15 protein-coding genes are annotated in these 17564 nt (G+C 62.5%); 3 read left to right on the forward strand and 12 right to left on the reverse strand.

The features are described 5' to 3' along the window. Positions 1-38: 38 nt before the first annotated feature. The 7 genes from H281_RS0116910 to H281_RS0116940 form a co-directional block, all read right to left on the reverse strand. Complete coding sequence (locus tag H281_RS0116910) at positions 39-995, reverse strand: glycosyltransferase family 4 protein (RefSeq protein WP_020068323.1); 957 nt, start codon at positions 993-995, stop codon at positions 39-41. Continuing rightward, positions 985-2124, reverse strand: a complete 1140-nt coding sequence (locus H281_RS0116915) for a glycosyltransferase family 9 protein (protein ID WP_020068324.1) — start codon at positions 2122-2124, stop codon at positions 985-987. Before H281_RS0116915 ends, H281_RS0116910 begins: the two co-directional genes overlap by 11 nt. Next, positions 2121-3200, reverse strand: coding sequence for a glycosyltransferase (locus H281_RS0116920; RefSeq protein WP_020068325.1), 1080 nt, complete (start codon positions 3198-3200; stop codon positions 2121-2123). The genes H281_RS0116915 and H281_RS0116920 overlap by 4 nt, the downstream gene beginning before the upstream one ends. Next, positions 3197-4942, reverse strand: a complete 1746-nt coding sequence (locus tag H281_RS0116925) for a carbamoyltransferase family protein (protein ID WP_020068326.1) — start codon at positions 4940-4942, stop codon at positions 3197-3199. The genes H281_RS0116920 and H281_RS0116925 overlap by 4 nt, the downstream gene beginning before the upstream one ends. Before the next feature lie 24 nt (positions 4943-4966). Then, on the reverse strand, positions 4967-6241 hold the full coding sequence (waaF, locus tag H281_RS0116930) for a lipopolysaccharide heptosyltransferase II (RefSeq protein ID WP_020068327.1): 1275 nt from the start codon (positions 6239-6241) through the stop codon (positions 4967-4969). After that, on the reverse strand, positions 6238-6843 hold the full coding sequence (locus tag H281_RS0116935; protein WP_027804684.1) for a D-glycero-alpha-D-manno-heptose-1,7-bisphosphate 7-phosphatase: 606 nt from the start codon (positions 6841-6843) through the stop codon (positions 6238-6240). Before H281_RS0116935 ends, waaF begins: the two co-directional genes overlap by 4 nt. 110 nt (positions 6844-6953) lie before the next feature. Then, a complete protein-coding gene (locus H281_RS0116940) occupies positions 6954-8249 on the reverse strand; it encodes a glycosyltransferase family 4 protein (RefSeq protein WP_020068329.1) in 1296 nt (431 codons plus the stop codon). A 507-nt stretch (positions 8250-8756) separates the two neighbouring features. On the opposite strand from H281_RS0116940, the gene H281_RS0116945 reads away from it, so the two are divergent. Further along, complete coding sequence (locus H281_RS0116945; RefSeq protein ID WP_020068330.1) at positions 8757-11444, forward strand: ATP-binding cassette domain-containing protein; 2688 nt, start codon at positions 8757-8759, stop codon at positions 11442-11444. Between the two features lie 56 nt (positions 11445-11500). Here the strand turns inward: H281_RS0116945 and H281_RS0116950 are convergent, their stop codons facing one another. Next, positions 11501-12448: a glycosyltransferase family 2 protein gene (locus H281_RS0116950; RefSeq protein ID WP_020068331.1), complete on the reverse strand. Its 948-nt coding sequence runs from the start codon at positions 12446-12448 to the stop codon at positions 11501-11503. Positions 12449-12512: 64 nt separating this feature from the next. Beyond that, the gene (locus H281_RS0116955) at positions 12513-13352 is read right to left on the reverse strand and encodes a PIG-L deacetylase family protein (protein ID WP_241077896.1); all 840 of its coding nucleotides are present in this window, start codon (positions 13350-13352) and stop codon (positions 12513-12515) included. Here H281_RS0116955 and H281_RS0116960 point away from each other — a divergent pair. Further along, positions 13351-14595, forward strand: a complete 1245-nt coding sequence (locus H281_RS0116960; protein ID WP_020068333.1) for a phosphatidylserine decarboxylase family protein — start codon at positions 13351-13353, stop codon at positions 14593-14595. The genes H281_RS0116955 and H281_RS0116960 overlap by 2 nt on opposite strands. Positions 14596-14719: 124 nt before the next feature. On the opposite strand, the gene H281_RS0116965 is transcribed toward H281_RS0116960, so the two are convergent. Further along, a complete protein-coding gene (locus tag H281_RS0116965) occupies positions 14720-15595 on the reverse strand; it encodes a manganese catalase family protein (protein ID WP_020068334.1) in 876 nt (291 codons plus the stop codon). A gap of 158 nt (positions 15596-15753) precedes the next feature. On the opposite strand from H281_RS0116965, the gene H281_RS0116970 reads away from it, so the two are divergent. Further along, the gene (locus H281_RS0116970) at positions 15754-16254 is read left to right on the forward strand and encodes a YciE/YciF ferroxidase family protein (protein ID WP_020068335.1); all 501 of its coding nucleotides are present in this window, start codon (positions 15754-15756) and stop codon (positions 16252-16254) included. 130 nt (positions 16255-16384) lie between these two features. Here the strand turns inward: H281_RS0116970 and H281_RS0116975 are convergent, their stop codons facing one another. Together H281_RS0116975 and H281_RS0116980 are read right to left on the reverse strand one after the other, a co-directional pair. Beyond that, entirely contained in the window at positions 16385-16897 is a 513-nt protein-coding gene (locus H281_RS0116975) for a hemerythrin domain-containing protein (RefSeq protein ID WP_020068336.1), read from the reverse strand. Positions 16898-16975: 78 nt separating this feature from the next. Next, the gene (locus tag H281_RS0116980) at positions 16976-17518 is read right to left on the reverse strand and encodes a hypothetical protein (protein WP_020068337.1); all 543 of its coding nucleotides are present in this window, start codon (positions 17516-17518) and stop codon (positions 16976-16978) included. Between the last annotated feature and the right edge of the window lie 46 nt (positions 17519-17564).

The raw sequence follows: 17564 nt of genomic DNA on the forward strand, positions 1-17564 counted from the left end.
CTTACGTTTGTTCGGCGCAAGCCGCGCCGATCTGTGGCCTACGCGGTCACTTGCAGCAGCGCGTCGTGCCAGTCCTGTGCGAAACGGTCGATGTGGAACCGCTCCTGCGCCGTGCGTCGCGCGCCCTCGCCGAGGCGCCGGGCTTCCGCAGGATCGCGCAGCAGTTCGTGCATTGCGTCGACAAGCGCATTCACGTCTGTATGCACGAAACCGTTTTCGCCATTGCGGATCACCGTCGCCAGTTCGGTAGTCGCGAGGCCCACGATCGGCATGCCGATCGTCATCGCCTCTACGATGGCGAGGCCGAGACTGGTCCAGCGAATCGGATTGAAGAAGAAGCGATAGCGCGCGGTGAACGCGGCGAGATCCAGATTGCCGACCTCACCAATGCCGTCGAGCCGCTCGGCGTCCATGCCGACCAGGTCGAGCGGCACGCGCGTGCGCACGTCGGCGAATACGTCGGCGCCGAGGCGCCGGCCGCGCTGAGCGAGATGATTCACGACGACAATGCCGCGCTCCAGTTCGCCGGTATAGCGCACGCCTTCCGGCACCACCACGCCATGTTCGATTACGCGCGTGGGCGTCACGCCGCAATCCCACATCAACTGATTGAAGTGCGTGACGTGAACCAGCAGCGTGTCCGGATCGTCGACCCAATGCCATTGCTGGAACGGGTTTTCCTGCGGCGGATCGTGTTCGATATACACGCGCGGCAAGCGGCGCTGCGCGTCGCTCAACACATGCTCGCGGTCGTATTCCCAATGCGTCTTGTGCTGATACAGGATCACGTCGAACTCCTGATCCGGCACGTCGTCCGCATTGATTTCGTGGACGTTGTCGCCCCACGGCAACACGCCCACTTTGCCCGCATAACCAGGCGGATGACCCGGCTTCGTCACCAGATAAAAATCGTGCGGCGCCTGTGTCAGGTAGTACAGGTAGTTGCCGTGCACGTGCCATGTCAGCACACGGAGACGGCGGCAGTTACGCAGCATGGTGCAACTCCTCGAAGGATCCGGTTTCGGCATGCGTATGCAATGCGCAGGCACTGGCCGGATGCGCGTCGCGAACTTCGGCCAGTTGGGCGCGCGCCGTCTCGGCGACGCGGTCCACGCCGATGTTCAGGGCACAAGGGTGGCCGTAAGGACACTCGCGGAACATGCACGGGCGGCACGGCGGATAGTCGGCAAGCACGCGGTGCCGCTCGTGATCGAGCGGCGCCCATCGGCGCGTATCGCTGCCCGACGCGACGACGACGGACGCGGTCGCCATGGCCGCGGCGATATGCGAAATGCCCGTGTCGTTGCAGACGACGAGTCGCGCGTGCGCGACGAGCGCAGCCAGTCCGCCGAGCGATGTCGAACCGGCGAGGTGCAACGCGGGCGCGGTCATCGCGCCGAGCACCGCGCCGGTCAGCGACGCTTCCGCCGCCGTGCCGGTGATGGCGATCTGCCAGCCGTCGGCGGCGAGTCGGTCGGCGACTTCCGCGAAACGCTCGACCGGCCAGCGGCGCGAGGGCAATTGCGCACCTGGATGAACCAGCACGAGGCGCTCTGCTTCGATGCCGTGCGCGGCCACTAACGACGCGTATTCGTCGCCATCCCGCTCGCAAAGAGGGAACGACAATTGCCGCTCGGTGGTTTCGGCGCCGAGCGCGCTCATCAATGCAAGGTAGCGCTCGGGTTCGGGCAGGTCGTCTGGCCAGTCGATAAACACGCCTTCACGCGGCCGCTCGTCAGGTTGTACGAAGCCCGCATAGGCGTTGGCACCGAACTCAAGCAGCAGATCGTTCGCAATGCCGCCGCTGCCATGAAGCTGGATCGCGAGGTCGAAGCGTTGGGCGCGCATCCATTCACGGAATGCGGGCAGCCCTTCGTCCGTCTCGGGTTGCTCGGGAAAGCCTGCGGCTCCAGGAAAGACGATCAGTTCGTCGATGAGATCGGCGTAGCGCTCGACAAACGACCGCGCCCACGGCAAGCCGATCAGCGCGATATGCGCTTGCGGCGCGGCCGCGCGCAGCGCTCGCAGCGCGGGCACCGAGCAGAGCATGTCGCCCAGTTGCAACGCGCGGAAGATCGCTATGCGGCGCGGCGCGGCAGAGGCGATGAACGAGTCTGCATTCATAAGAAGAACACCTTGTAACGTACAGCGCCGTAGAGCCGCCAGAAGATCGACAGGAATGGAATCGGGATGGACGTCCACGCCATTTCGGCAACGTGGCGCAAGCTGCGGTCTTTCCCGCGCAAACGCATTGCGCAGAAATAAGCCGTCAGTGCGAACCACGCCAGCACCGCTAGCGTCACGGTATTGCCATCGCCCACGAAAATGCCGACCAGCGCGGCCAATGCGGCGCAGAGAATGAGGTAGTACAGCAACGGAGGCGACGAGCGAATCCGCGTTTTGAACAGTTCAGGGTGCTTCTTGTAGAGCAACGCGTCGAACTGACTCTTTTTCTGCTGCGAGATGCTGACGCCCCAGCGCGCGGGACGCACCGGGTGCACGACCACCGCATCGCTTGCACGCACGATCTTGCCGCCCGCTTGCAGCAGCGTGAACTGCAAGTCGGAGTCTTCGCGCCACGCCGAGGTGAAACGCTCGTCGAAGCCCCCTGTCATCGTCAGAAAACTGCGCGCTACGAATACGTTTGCGGTCGCGAATTCCGCACGCTCGAGGCCGCTCGCATCCGCCTCGTAGTCGGTCGGCGACGAGGGCAGCGGCACGACGATCCGGCCCGCGGCGGCGGCCGCCCCCTGGCGAATCGCCGCAAGCCCTTCTTGCAGCCATTGCGGATCGGGCAGCGTGTCGTCGTCGGTAAAGGCGATTACCGGCGAGCGCGCGTGTTGCCAACCGGCATTGCGCGCGCCCGCGGGGCCTTGTGTGCGAGTCACCGGCACGTAGCGCACGGCGAGGCCGCGCTCTGCCTGCTCGCCCGCAATGCGCGCGACGCATGCGCGAGTTGCTTCGTCGGGACCGTCGTCGCAGACCACGATCTCGTAGCGATCTGCGGGAAAGTCCTGTTCCGTCAATGCGCGAAGACACGACGCGAGCATGTCGGGCCGCCGATAAGTCGGCACGACCACCGACACGTCGAGGTGCGCGAGCAGCACGCCCGGATACCCGGCCGCAATCGGCTCGGCCTCGCTATGCGGATTGCCGAAGCTGCCTCCTACGTCGATCGGTCGCGTAGCGGATGGACTCATGCGCCGCCCCGCGCTTTCTCGACGACGAAGGGGCCGATCACGAGCGCGTCGAGCGGCGAAGTCCAGAACGACTCGACCGCATCGCGGGGCGAATTCACCATCGGCTCGCCGCGCGTATTGAATGACGTGTTGACGAGAATCGGCACTCCGGTGCGCTCGTTGAACGCGGACAGGAGATCGTAGTAGAGCGGGTGCTGCGAACGGTTCACGGTCTGCACGCGCGCGGTGCCGTCCACGTGACGCACTGCCGGAATGCGCTCGGCCTTGTCGGCGCGCACGTCGAACACGAACAGCATGAACGGCGCGACCTGGCCATTCACGAACCATTCGCTCGCATGTTCTTCCATGACGACCGGCGCGACCGGGCGGAAGTCCTCGCGATCCTTGATCTCGTTGAGCTTCGCCTGCATGTGCGGATCGACCGGCGAAGCGAGGATCGAACGCGCCCCGAGTGCCCGCGGACCGAACTCGGTGCGGCCCTGATACCAGCCGATCACCTTGCCGCTCGCGAGCAGGTCGGCGGTCTCGCCGGCAATGTCGTTGAGCCGCCGGTACGGCACCTTCGACCATTGCAGGAACTGTTCGATTTCCTGTTCCGGATATTCGGGACCGAGGTACGCGTGGTCCATTACCCAATGACGCTTGCGATCGCCGCGCTCGCCGCGTTCGCGCGAATCGATCCACAACGCTGCGCCAAGCGCGGTGCCCGCGTCGCCCGCTGCGGGCTGGACCCACACATCGTCGAATGGACCTGCGTCGCGCAGCTTCGAATTCATCACGCAGTTCAATGCGACGCCGCCTGCCATGCTGAGCTTGCTCAAGCGGGTCTTCTCATGCAGCCAGCCCGCGAGTTGCAGTACCGTTTCTTCGAGCACGCGCTGCAACGAATGGGCAATATCGAAGTGGCGCTGTTCGAGCGGGCCGCCGCGTTCGCGTGCCGGACCGAAGCGTTGGACGAGGCGCGGGGCGTCGACCGTATAGCTGCCGTCGCCGCGATAACGCACGATATCGCGGAACACGTCGAGGTATTCCGGCTTGCCGTACGACGCCAACGCCATCACCTTGTACTCGTCGGACGAATGCAGGAAGCCGAGCCAGTCCGTTACCGCTTCGTAAAGCAGTCCGAGCGAGTGCGGCAGTTCGACCTGCTTGAGCCGCGTGTATTTCCCGTCGACGAACTGGCCCATGCTGGTCGTCACGCCTTCGCCGCGGCCGTCCATGGTGAGCACCGCCGTATTCTCGAACGGGGCGGCGAGAAACGCGCTGGCCTCGTGCGCGAGGTGATGGTCGACGAAATGCCACTTGAAGCCGTTGTCGCGGTCCACACCCTGAAAGCGCTTGCGCAAATGATGCGGCGCGCCGTCGAGCAACTGGCCCTTGGCGTTCGCGATATAGCTGAGAAAGAGCGGGTCCCACGGCGATGCAGACGGGTCGGACAGACGCGTGTTCGCGGGATCGAAGGGCAACTCGATAGTCGCGCCGGGACGCTTCGGCATGCCGCTAAAGAGGCTCGGATCGTATGAGTAGGCCACATGATCGACTTCGGCGAGCGTGATGCCGGCGGCTTTCAGGCAGTAATCGATTGCGTCGAACGGCAGTTGCCAGGTCGAGAAGGGCACGGGGCGCTTCGCATGCTTGACGTGCGTGAAGCGTTCGTCTTCGGCGGCGGCGAGCACCACACCGTCGCGCAGCAGGGCTGCGGCGCTGTCGTGATAGACGGCATTGATTCCGAGTGTGTACATGGGCGTTCGCAGTAGGAGTGGGTTTCAGGGAGCCACGGGTTCATCGGCGAGCGGCGGCGCCGCGTCGCTGTGGTGGGCGTTGAATTCGATAGCGTCCGAGCGGTGAGCGTCGGAGTCGACGGAGGCTGCGCGAGTTCGTGCTTCGGCACGCAACTCGAGCGCCGCTTTCACGACCTCGCCGGGCGTGACGCCCAGCAGGCACGCATGATGATGCTGAGGACACACGCTGCGGTAGCACCAGCGGCATTCGACATCGCGAAACAGCACGCGATTCGGCGTCTGCCACGGCGTGTGCTGCGGATTGGTCAACGCATACAGATCGACGACCGGCGTGCCGAGCGCGGACGCGAGATGCACGGGCCCGCTGTTGTTCGACACCAGCACGCTCGCTTGTTCGATCAGCGCTGCCAGTTCGCCGAGCGTGAGCGCGCCGCTCATATCGTGCAGTTGTGAGCGAACTCGCGGCGCAGCGGCGGCGATCACCGCGTCGACGAGAGGACGCTCGCTCGCACTGCCGGTGATCAGAAGCGGGGCTCCGGTTTCGGTGGCAAGGCGCGTCGCGATGTGACCGAAGCGCTCGGGCGGATAGCGTCGCGATGCGGCGGTTGCACCGGGGTGCAACACGATGCACGGCGTGTCGGCTTTTGTGCCGCTGTGGATGCCTCTCGCGGCAAACTGCTCTGCAAGCGTTCGCCGGTCCGACTCATGCACCGTGAAGCGCATACGCGTGTCGGGGGCTTCTGCGCCGACCTGGCGCACGAGGTCCAGTTGCCGTTCCACCTCATGACGGGTGCGCTGCTGCGGCTCCGGTTCACGCAGCCAGTCTGTCAGCAACTCATACGGGTTCTCGCGGCAATGCGCGAGCCGCCGCGGAATGCCCGCCAGATGGCACAGCATTGCCGCAGGCAATGGGCTCTGGCTATAGACCGTGAAAATCACAGCGGCATCGAAGCCGCCGCGACGCAATCGTTCCTGCATGCGCTGATCGTCGGCAAGCGAGCGCGCGCTCGTCGGCGGATTCGCAACCCACGGCGCTTCGTATTCGATCACGTCATCGACATCGTCGAGAAACGGCGCGAGTGCAACGCCGCTGCGCGACGCAAGCAGCGTGATGTGGCGGCCGGGTGAGGACTCGCGCAGTGCGTGCAGCGCGGGCGTGGTCATCAGCACGTCGCCGAGATTGTCGAGCCGCACGCACAGAATGCGCTTGATCTCCTCGCCCCAATGCGCAAGCTGCGGGCTGTCGGGCACGCGAGCGTGAGCGAGTGTCGGCTGGGTGATCAGCAGCGGCGCATTCATTGAGCGGTTTCCTCGCCGGCGGGCGCGGGCGGCGCCGCTGCTTCCAGAGCGTTTGCGATGATCCGGGCAGCCTCGTGCAGATCCGCGGCGCGCGCGGTAGGAACGCGCTGAGGTCCTTCTATCCACTCGGTCTCGTGGCCGTTGTCGAGCAGAATCGTGCGGCATCCGGCACGATTGCCCGCTTCGACATCGTCGAGAATGTCGCCGATGAACCAGCTGCGCGCGAGGTCCAGCCGATGCTCGCGGGCTGCGCGCAGCAACAGGCCTGGCGCTGGCTTGCGGCAATCGCAGGCGGTCGAATAAGGCGCAACGGTGCCGTCCGGATGATGCGGGCACCAGTACGCGCCGGAGAACATCGCGCCGGATTCGGCGAACATGTGCGTGAGTTCGGCTTCCACGTTCTTTAGCGCCGCTCGCGGGAATTTGCCGAGTGCGACGCCTGACTGATTGCTGATCACGAACAGCTCGAACGGCTGGGTCGCGAGCAGCGTCAACGCTTCGCGCGCGCCCGGTGCGAGGCGCATCAGCGAAGGGTCGATGTTGTAGGGCACGTCCTCGAGCAACGTGCCGTCTTTGTCGAGAAATACAGCGGGTCGCAGCATGACGAAGGCGGTGTAGAAAAATGTGGGCGGAATCGCCGCAAGCGGACCATGCGTCCGCACCGGCTCGACACAACTGGCTGCGCTATCAGCGCTGCAATGCTGCGCGGCGCCTAACGGAACGATGCGCCGGCCGCAGCTCGCAGCGGAACTTCCACGCGGTCTTCCGTGGGTTTGGCGGGCACGAGCCGCGCGGTGCGCATATAGATCTGCGCGAGCGATTCGCCCACACCGCGCCATGTGAACTCCTTGCGCGCGCGTTCGACGCCCGCTTCGCCCATCCTGCGAGCGAGCGCGGGGTCGCGCCGCAACTGGTTCAGGCGCGCGGCGAGCGCAGCCGGATCGCGCGGCGGCACGAGAAAGCCGGTGATGCCGTCTGCAACCGAATAGCGGATGCCGCCGACATCGGCGCCGATCACCGGCGTGCCGCAAGCCATGGCCTCGACCGGTGTGATGCCGAACGGTTCGTACCAGGGCGTCGTCACGAACACGTCTGCCGCGCTGTAGTAGTAGCGCAATTGCGCGCGCCCGCGCCGTCCCACGAAAATGGTTTGTTCAGCTACGCCGCATTCGCGCGCGATGCCACGAAGGCGCGCGATTTCCGGCGTGGCCTTTTCATTCGGCGCGTCGGAGTTGCCGCCCACCACGTAGAGTTGCGCGGAAGTCCTGAAGGCTTTCTTCAGTACACCCACGCCGCGAACCACGTTGTCGATACCCTTACGCTGCACGAGCCGTCCGAGCTGAAGCACGGTGAACTGGTTTTGCTGCCAGCCGAGTGCGTCGCGAGCGGCTGCACGATCCATCGGGTGAAACTCGTCGGCGTCGAAACCGCACGGCACGATCTCGATGCGCGCGGGGTCGGCGTGGTAAAGCTCGATCAGGTCTGCTTCATCCTGCGGGCATTCCGCGACCACCACGTCGGACTGCGCGACGAGGTCGTCTTCAATTGCGAAGCGCTCGTCAGGAAAGCCGTCGCTCGCGCCCTGATGTATCCGCCGAACACGGCCGAGCGCATGAAACGTCGTGACGAGCGGCACGCCGAGCGCCGCTTTGACCTTCAATGCCGCGAGGCCCGACATGAAGAAGTTCGCGTGCATGACGTCGTATGGCGTTTTCTCGCGGCGGAAGAATTCGATCAGAAACGCGGCGAACTCATCCATGAAGGGCAGCAGCAGTTCTTTCGGCAACTGCATCGGCGGCCCTGCCGGGACGTGGATCACGCGGACGCCCTCCATGTCGGATATGAGCGGTAGCAACGCGCGGTCGCGCCGCGTGAACACGTCCACTTGATGGCCCATCTCTGTCAGTTCACGCGCAACATTCGCGACATAGATGTTTTGTCCTCCGCTGTCGACGCCTCCGGCGACGGCGAGGGGCGAGGCGTGTTCACTGATGAGGGCGATCTTCATTGAGATTCCTTCGCGGAGATTGGCATTAGCGGGGGTGTCCATGGCGCGTTTTGCTGAGCACTCTTATGCAATTTCACGCAATACAACGCTGTTATCCGGCATCAGCATGCGCTGTGCCTATGCGCTGCGAGTGACGGGCGAAGCGCAATGCGGTGTTGGGTGCGGAGAAGCGCTGTAGCGTTCCCTTTTTTCGAGCAAGGAAACGGTGTGGCGTTCCCTTTTTCTACAAGCGGCCATGTAAGTTCGATCACCGTCACCAACGTGGACGAAAATATTTTCTTCAACGTGCGGCTTTCATCGCGTGCCGCTAATGTGTCGTCTATGCTAAGTTTTGTCCGGCGGCGGGCGCAGGGTTTGCTGCGAGGTGTGCTCCGCTGTGTGGGCATTACTGCCCCTGGCGCACGTGCCCGACATGCACGCTACTCGTCGCGCCGCTTTGCGAATCCGCTTCGTGGAATCTAATGCCGGGCTGCAGTTCACGCGCTGCCGCGGCCTTCTCAGGACACCATGCCGAACTCCGCAACGCTGCCCCGTTCCCAGTTGACCCGCCGCATTGCCGCCGACCTGATGCGAGCAGTCTGGCGTTATCGCAACCAGACCGTCGCTGCCTTGCTGCTGATGGTTGCCGCGAAGCTCTCCACTGTTCTGATCCCGCTCGTGCTCAAGCATGTGGTCGACGAACTGGGGCACCCGGTCGCGCAGGCGCTGTTCCCGGTGTTCCTCGTGTTGGCTTATGCATTACTGCGTTTTCTCGGCGATGCATTGAACGAAGCGCGCGACGTGGTATTCAGCATCGTCACGCAGCGCACCGTCGCCGCATTTACCGAGCGGACTTTCGCGCATCTGCATCGTATGAGTGCGCGCTTTCACACGAAACGCGAGACCGGCGCAATAGTTCGCGACGTGCAAAAGGGCGCCGACGGCATCGGCTTTCTGCTCGGCGTCGCGCTATTTACGATCGTGCCGACCGCGTTCGAGATCGCGACTATCGTTGCGATCATGGTCCACAATTACGCGCGCGAATTCATGATCGCGATTGCGGCAACCTTCGTTTGCTATGCGGCATATACATTCGTGTTCACCCGGCGGCGCGTTGCGTTCCAGCGCGCGGTGAATGCTCTGGAGGCGCAATCGGATGGCCGGCTCGTCGACAGTCTGCTTAACTACGACACGGTCAAATACTTCGCCACCGAAGACACCGAAACGAAGCGGTTGTCGGTCGTGCTCGACAAGTGGGTGCACGCCAGAACGGCCAATCAGCGCGCGCTGACGGCGCTGCACGTAGGGCAGAGCGCGGTGATCGCGTTCGGCATTGGCGCAATCATGCTGCTCGCGGCGCAGCACGTGGTGGCCGGAAGCATGACTGTCGGCGATCTGATTCTGGTCAATGCGTACATCATCCAGATCTGCATGCCGCTGAATACGCTCGGCTTCGTATTTCGTGAGACGAACGACGCGATGGTCAACGTCGAGCGCATGTTCGAAATACTCGCCGCGCGTGGGCGCGTTGGCGAGGATATCGACGAACCGGCCGCGAAACCGCTAGTGGTGAGCGCAGGGCAAATCTCATTCGAGCATGTGGACTTCGGCTACGACCCGGCTCGGCAGATTCTGCGCGACGTGGACTTTCATGCGTATCCTGGCAAGACGCTGGCGATTGTAGGCGGCAGTGGGTCGGGCAAGTCGACACTCGTGAAGCTGCTCTTTCGTCTTTATCAGCCAAACAGCGGCAGGATTCTTATAGACGGACAGGACATCGGTCATGTCACGCAAAAGAGCCTGCGCGAAGCAATCGGCATCGTGCCGCAAGACACGGTGCTGTTTAACGAAACCATTGCCTATAACATCGCGTACGGCAGGCCTTCGGCAACGCGTGCGGATGTGGTGCGGGCGGCGCGCGCGGCCCAACTCGACGAATTTATCGAACGTCTGCCCGATCATTACGACACCCGCGTCGGCGAGCGCGGTGTGCGGCTCTCGGGCGGCGAGCGCCAGCGCATTGCCATTGCACGCGCCATTCTGAAGGACCCGCGCATCATCGTATTCGACGAGGCCACCTCCGCGCTCGACACGCGCTCCGAACGGGCGATCCAGACTGAATTGACGCGGCTCGCGCAAGGCCGGACGTCGATCGTGATCGCGCACCGGCTATCGACCGTGGTCGACGCCGACTGGATTCTGGTGATGGAGCATGGCCGCGTGGTCGAGCAGGGCACGCACCGCGAGTTGCTCACGCGTGAAGGCGTCTACGCGAAGATGTGGTCCCTGCAATGGCAGCAGGGCGAACTCGAGCACGCGCAACGCAAGCTCACCGCGCAGTCGGTCAGCCTCGCGGCGCTGATGGCCGGCGTGATCGACGCGTTGCACGACGAAATTGCCGCGCAGCGGGTGACGCTGTATCCGCAGATCAGCGACAACGATCTGCGTGTGACCGGCGACCCGAGCGTGCTGCAACCGCTGATCGCCGAGTTGTGCCGCAACGAGATCGTGCACGCGAGGCCGGGGCAGCGCATCGAGCTTCGCGTCGAGCGGCATAACAATCAGGTGTGGGTCACGGTACTCGGCATGGGCGAAAAGCCCGCTGAACTGTCGCAAGCGGCTGCTCGTTATATGGAGGAAGCGCTGGCTGCGGCGGGCGGCAGTTTCACGCTAATGACGCTCAACGGGCGGCTCGCCTATGTCGCCATGCTGCCTTTGCGTCCGGTGGCCGACGCTGATTCAGGCGCCGGTTCAGCAGCGGTACCGTTGACCTCGGAAGTGGACGGCGCGGCGCCGCTAGAAGGTCTCTTTGTCATGGCTATCGACGACCAGGAAGATGCGCTCGACGCATTAGAAGCGGTGCTTGTGTCGAGTGGCGCGCGCGTGCGAACCGCGTCGTCGGGCAAGGAGGCCTTGGACTGGTTCGCCGCCACACCGACCACACAATGGCCGCATGCGTTGCTATGCGACATCGTGCTCGCGGACGAAGACGGTTATGACGTACTGCGCCGTTTGCGACGCCTTGAAGCCGATCGGCAACTGCCGCTGCAGGACCGCGTGCCGGCGATCGCAATCACCGGCTACGCGGAGGGGGAAGACCGTATGAGAGCGCAGATGGCCGGTTTCCAGGCGCATCTTTCGAAGCCGGTTGCACCTGAAAAGCTGATAGGCGAAATTCGCAATCTGGCGATGGCGTCCGCACGCACGGGCGTATGAAGCGTGAGGCGGTGCGCGTTCGCCGCGCGCATGTGCGCCTCTCCACGTCCTGCGGCTCAGGTACGCGCGTCGACTTTGCTTACCGTTGGTTTTGCGCGGGCAGTGGGCGGCACCGGCGCCGCCATTTGACGCTCGCCCGTGCGTACCCGTTCGCGCAGGCTCAGCACCTGAGCCGGTACTGGCTTGCGGTGTCTCAATGCCCATGCGAGCCCGCTCAACAGCGGAACGGCGTCGCGCGCGAGGGTGCCTTCACGTGAGAACGTCACAAGCGCATGCATGGTCGCGCGGCTCACCTCGGGCCAGGGCAGGCGCAAGCACGCGATCCACGCGGCATTACGCGCGAGTGTGCGGCGCCGCAAGCCGCTATCGCGTGACGGCGACGGATGATGGTGCACGGTCAATTGATCGCAATAGACAATCGAGTGCCCGGCTGCCAGCACGTCCAGCGCGACGAGTTCTTCTTCGCCGCCGATAAAAAGGCGTGGCTCGTAGCCGCCCAGTTGGCGAAACAGCGACGTGCGAAAAACGCATGCGCCTGCCATATAGCCGATCAACGAGGGGCCCGGCAGCCCTTCGCTGCCGAGTGGACTTGCACGCATGACCGAGCAGGTCGGGTCCGTGAGGTTATCTTCGCCGACCACCACGCGCGCGCTCAGTACGCCCGCATTCGGCCACGCATCGAGCAATTGCACCGCGCGATCGAGGGAGCCCGGCTCCCACCACGTGTCGTCGTCGCAGAAGGCCACGTAGTCCGTGCCGACGTACGCGGCGGCGCGATTACGTCCGGCCGCGCCGAGATTCGCCCCGCATTCGACGATGCATACAGTGGGAAACAGCGCCTTCACGAGCGCGACGGTGTTATCGCTGGAGCCGTTGTCCGCGACAAAAATGGGCGGGTTTTCGGGAAGGGCGAGTAGGCGCTCGAGGGTGGCCACAAGCTCATCGGCGCGGTTGTACGTCAGAACGACGACCGAAATGCGCCGGGAAAGCGATTTTTTTTCCATGCGGTTCTTTATTCTTGACGAGGCGATGCCCCGTTCAAGCAATCGGTGTGCCGTCCGCTTTCAACTAGCTTGAGGCTCTTTGCAGCCGCCAATACTTTTCGGTCGAATAAAGCGAGCTTTGCCCCTGTGGGCCGAACGCGCGCAACTGGCTCGCGTAGGCGGCAATGGCTTCTCGCTTGATCTGCTCCTGCGCGCTGAATGCATTGACCGGCGCGCCCATGTCGGTGGTGGGCGACAGCGCGTAGCCGCTTTTGGTCAGTTCTTCAATGCGCTCCAATACCGCTTCTTGCCTCTGCCTATACGGCACGTCTTCGTAGCCGTGAAATGCGGTGTCGGCCATGACGTCGATCAGCGCGAGACATGCGTCCGACACTAAAGTGTGGTCGGAATGGAAGATGCCCAGCGGGAAGAACACGTTCTCTGGACTGTGCTCGTTGAGCGTGCGGCGAAGCGCTCCGGTCAGATCATCGGGGCTCGGTGTCAACAGGTATTGCGCATCGCAGAAGGACAGATGTACCGGCTGTGCGCCGAGCTTTTGCAACGCCCGAATGTCCTCCTGCTTGCGCGTCTGCATTGCCTCAAACGCATCCGTGAAACCGGATTGCCGGTCCCAGTCAGTGGACATGTTCTCCGGCGGCGGCGCGGTGAACACCGTGCAAACAATGGCCGATGGATTAGCTGCGAGAAGCAGCCCGCAACTCAGAACGGCGTCGTCGAGATGTGGAGAAACGACGAGCAGACGTGCGCGCGATTGCATCATTTTATGATGGACTTGCTTAAAGACGACAGGAACAGATGGAGTGCAAATTGCGGGCCTGGTTCTGAAACGTGACCTGAAGCTAACAGGAATGACCTTTGCAAACCGGTGGGAGTATTGTTTCCGATGAGCCGAAAGGATCAGCATGACAGACAACGACAAAACCGCCATCGAGCGGCGCAGGCTCGGCGGCTGGCTGCCATCGAACGAAGAGCATCTCGCGCGATATCGCACCGACCTCGCGGAAAAAGCCCGCGCTCGCGCGATGCACGCGCCGCGAACGTCGGCGGTAGAAGATCTGGCCGCGCTTCTGAGCGGCGACCCCGTTCTTCGCATGGATATGACGCGCGCAATCGATCAGGCCCGCGACGCTGGTTATGTGCTCGGCTATACGTCAATAGACGAGTTGATGGTGATCATCGATTACGTAATGACTTATGCGCCGCCGTTCAGCGAGACCAGTCTGATTCACTGCCCATTGAATGCGGTGCTGGACTGGCCGATGTGCATGCCGTCCGGCTACGCGCTGTTCCGCGACCCGGCATTGAACCAGCGGCTTAAACGCGTGCTCAATTGCTGGTGCGGGTTCCTGAGTGGGCCGCATTCGCGTGAACACCTGAATACGTCGGCGCCGAATGGATGGTTTTCGCCCGAGGCCGATGAGCAGATCGGCATGTCGCAGTTCGTCTGCGATACCGACAAGCCGTATTGGGGCTTTTCGTCATGGAACGACTTCTTCACGCGCCGGTTCCGCGAGGGCGTACGGCCAGTCGATCAGCCGGATAACGACAAGATCATTGTCAGCGCCTGCGAGGCGGCTCCGTATAACATCCAGACAGACGTCAAGCTGACCGATACCTTCTGGATCAAGGCACAGCCTTATTCGCTACTGGATATGTTTTCTGCGAGCCAGCGCGAAGTTGCACAGCGTTTTGTCGGCGGCTCGATCTATCAGTCCTTTCTCAGTGCATTCAATTATCACCGGTGGCATGCGCCGGTAAGTGGCGTCATCAAAAAAGCGTACGCGCTGGATGGCACCTACTATTCCGACGCCGATTCGGAAGGCCGCGACGCCGGCGGTCTGAACGATTCGCAGGGCTACATTACCGCGGTGGCGGCGCGCGCCGTGATCGTTATCGAAAGCGACGATCCTGCGATCGGTCAGGTCGGCTGCCTTTTCGTCGGCATGGCCGACGTGTCGTCGTGCATGATAGAGGCGTTGCCTGGCCAGCGCGTCGCCAAGGGCGATGAAATAGGCTTCTTCCAGTACGGCGGCTCGACCTGCTGTCTCGTCTTCGAGCCGGGTGTCATCAGCAGTTTCGTGCCGCAACCACCTTTCGACCACCCGCCGCCAGTCAAGGTGAATGCGCACATTGCGACCGCGAGGTAATCCTCGCTGCGGACGCCTATGCTTTTAAAAGAGCGTGGAACTGATGTTCGAATGCCGCGAAGCGCAATGCGCTTCGCGGCATTTTTTCTTCTTGATCGCGGGGCAGCCCGCCGTGGATAAGCGCTTAGCCCGGCTGCTTACCCGAGCCAAGATCGGCACCCGTCATCGGATCCGATTCCGTATCCGATGCGGTTCTCTCGGCCAGCGCGCCTAGCACTTCGACATCTGCTTGCGTCACGTTGACCGATGGCAGACCGTCGCCGCCATCCACTGCCGGCTGCGGTGCCTCGACGAATTCCCATTCCGGGCCCTCGTTCCACGGACCGCGTGCGTCGCCTTCGCCGGCCGACATGTTGTAGTACACGTTTGTAAATTCCGGAACACCCGGCAGCTTGCCTTGCGGGAAGTTGGGCTGAATCGAGTGCAGCGCTTTCTCGAACGACTTCTGGTGAGCGATCTCGCGCGTCATCAGGAAACCGAGCGCTTCCTTGATGCCCGGGTCGTCCGTGACATTCAGCAGGCGCTCATAGACGATCTTCGCGCGCGCTTCGGCAGCGATATTCGAGCGCAGGTCGGCGGTCGGTTCGCCAATCGTGTCGATGTACGCAGCCGTCCACGGTACGCCCGCGGAGTTCGTGAGCGCAGGTCCGCCGCCATACAGCAGCGCGGTGGTATGCGAGTCGTTGCCGCCGCCTGTCAACGAGCGATACAGCTCTGCTTCCTGCTCGACGCCTTCAGCGAGTTGGCCTTTCGCGCCCTTGTTCAACATAGCGACGATGGAGCCGATTACTTCAAGGTGACTCAGTTCTTCAGTAGCGATGTCGAACAGCAAATCCTTGCGGCCCGGGTCGTCTTCTGCGACGGCCTGAGTAAAGTACCGGCACGCGGCCGCTAACTCGCCTTGAGGTCCGCCGAATTGCTCGAGCATCAGATTGGCGAGGCCCGGATTGGGGGCGGCGACACGCACGGTATATTGAAGTCGTTTGTTGTGGACGAACATTGGTTTCTCCGCTGAGTATGGTTGGGAAACTTTCGACTGCACGCTTCCTTGCGCATCCCGCATACCTGAGCCATTAAATCGTCACAACGCGCGTGCCAATGTTCTGGCACACGCGTTGCGGATTGCAGGGCTCCTAACCACTACCTTGGGAGTTGCACATGACACAGCGAAAGACCATCGACGATCTGTTCGTTCACATGCTGTCGGATATCTACAGCGCCGAGAAGCAGTTGACCAAGGCATTGGCGAAACTCTCGCGTGCTGCGTCCGATCCGCAATTGAGCGAGGCGTTCAAAATGCACCTGGAGGAAACGCAAGGACAGGTGGAAAGAATCGATAAGGTTGTAGAAACGAGTGGCGTGAAGTTGAAAAGAATGAAGTGCGTCGCGATGGAAGGCTTGATCGAGGAAGGGCAGGAGCTAATCGACGAAATGGAGAAAGGCGCAGTGCTCGATGCCGGCCTGGTCGCTGCCGCGCAAAAGGTGGAACACTACGAAATCGCCGCATACGGCAGCCTGTGCGCGATCGGAAAGCAGCTGGGTTTCACCGATGCCGTCAATCTGCTGAAGGAAACGCTGGAAGAAGAAAAGGCGACGGATTTGAAGCTGACCGAATTTGCTGAGCGAGCCGGCAACGAAAAGGCGAAGCAGCAGAAGTAAGTGGGGAAGTCCCGCCGGCGAAAAGCGACGCGGGACTGAGAGAGCGGTTTTGATCGTGTGATCCGGCCCATTCAAGGGCCGGTTTTTTTGCGAGCCACGCGCCCCGCATGGCCCGCGACAACTTCGCGCGTCAGGTCTTGTCGCCGACCGCACGGCTGCCGACTGCGTCGAGCTTGCCCTGCAGTTCCATCTTGCGCTGCGCGATTTTCTGACCCAGTCCCTTCACATTGAGATTGGCCTTTCGCAATTCCGGAAACAGTTCGTTCTCTTCTTCTTCCACGTGATGTTGGACCATTTCGCTCATCACTTTGAACGTCGCGTCGAAGCCTTTATCGCCCGCCTTGAGCGTTTCGAATTTGCTGATCAGTGTTTTCACGAGAAAGTGCTCGACGTACGCTTCCTCCACGTCGACCACATCGCCTGACGGCAGCGCTTCAGCCGCAGCGGGGTAGAGCAGTTCTTCTTCGATGATGGTGTGAATGGTGAGCTCTTCGCACGCGCGCTGCGCCAGCGTGGCTTTCGCTTCCAGATCGTCTTCTTTAGCTTCTTTGAACGCGGTGAATAGCCGCTCGACGGCGCGATGATCCGCGATCAGCAGTTCGAGTGCATCGTCTGTATTTGGGTTCGGTTGTTTCTCGGGCATGTCGCTCTCCGTGTTGAAACGCCGCCTGGCGGCAGGTTTGAACGGGGTAACGCAAGCACTGTGCCCATGCGCCGCAGTTTAGTTTTTGCTCTTGCGCGGTGCTGCAGCGTTCAGCAGCGGATTGAACGCTGCCGTTCTCTTCGGCTGCCGCGTGGGCGAGTCGGAGTCTCTCTCTTTGTTTTTGGCGGTGTCTTTCGCTTTGTCTTTCACGTTCGCGGCACGGCCGCGCCGCGGAGCGCGAGCACTCCCGGACAATTGCTGCGCCAGTTCTGCGCTGTCGTCGTCCTGGTCCGCGGATTCTTCTTCGTGCTCGTCTACGTCCTCCGCCGCGCTCGCAGGATTTTTAGTTCGCGATACGCCGCCTATGTGCTCGATTACCGACAGGAAGGATTTGCTCGCCGAACGTAAAGATTCGCCTGGCAGCATGGTGAGAATGACCACTTCGTGAAGCGAGCGTCCGTCGACGGTGCGTTGAGACGGTTTCGTGTCCCAGTCCGTGTTCTCTTGTGCGAAAACGGCCAATAGCCGTTCGAGGACAGCGGGCGATAGCACGCCGCCGTCGTACAGGCTGATGATTGCGCGCTCGGCAAGAGCGAACGGCGAAGCGGAAGTTTTAGGCATCGTTCTGTGCTCCTCGCCGGGCGCGCTGTTTCGACGATTTGTCGCC

It is taken from the genome of Paraburkholderia caledonica (genome assembly GCF_000383275.1).
In the GTDB taxonomy this organism is placed as follows: Bacteria; Pseudomonadota; Gammaproteobacteria; order Burkholderiales; family Burkholderiaceae; genus Paraburkholderia; species Paraburkholderia caledonica.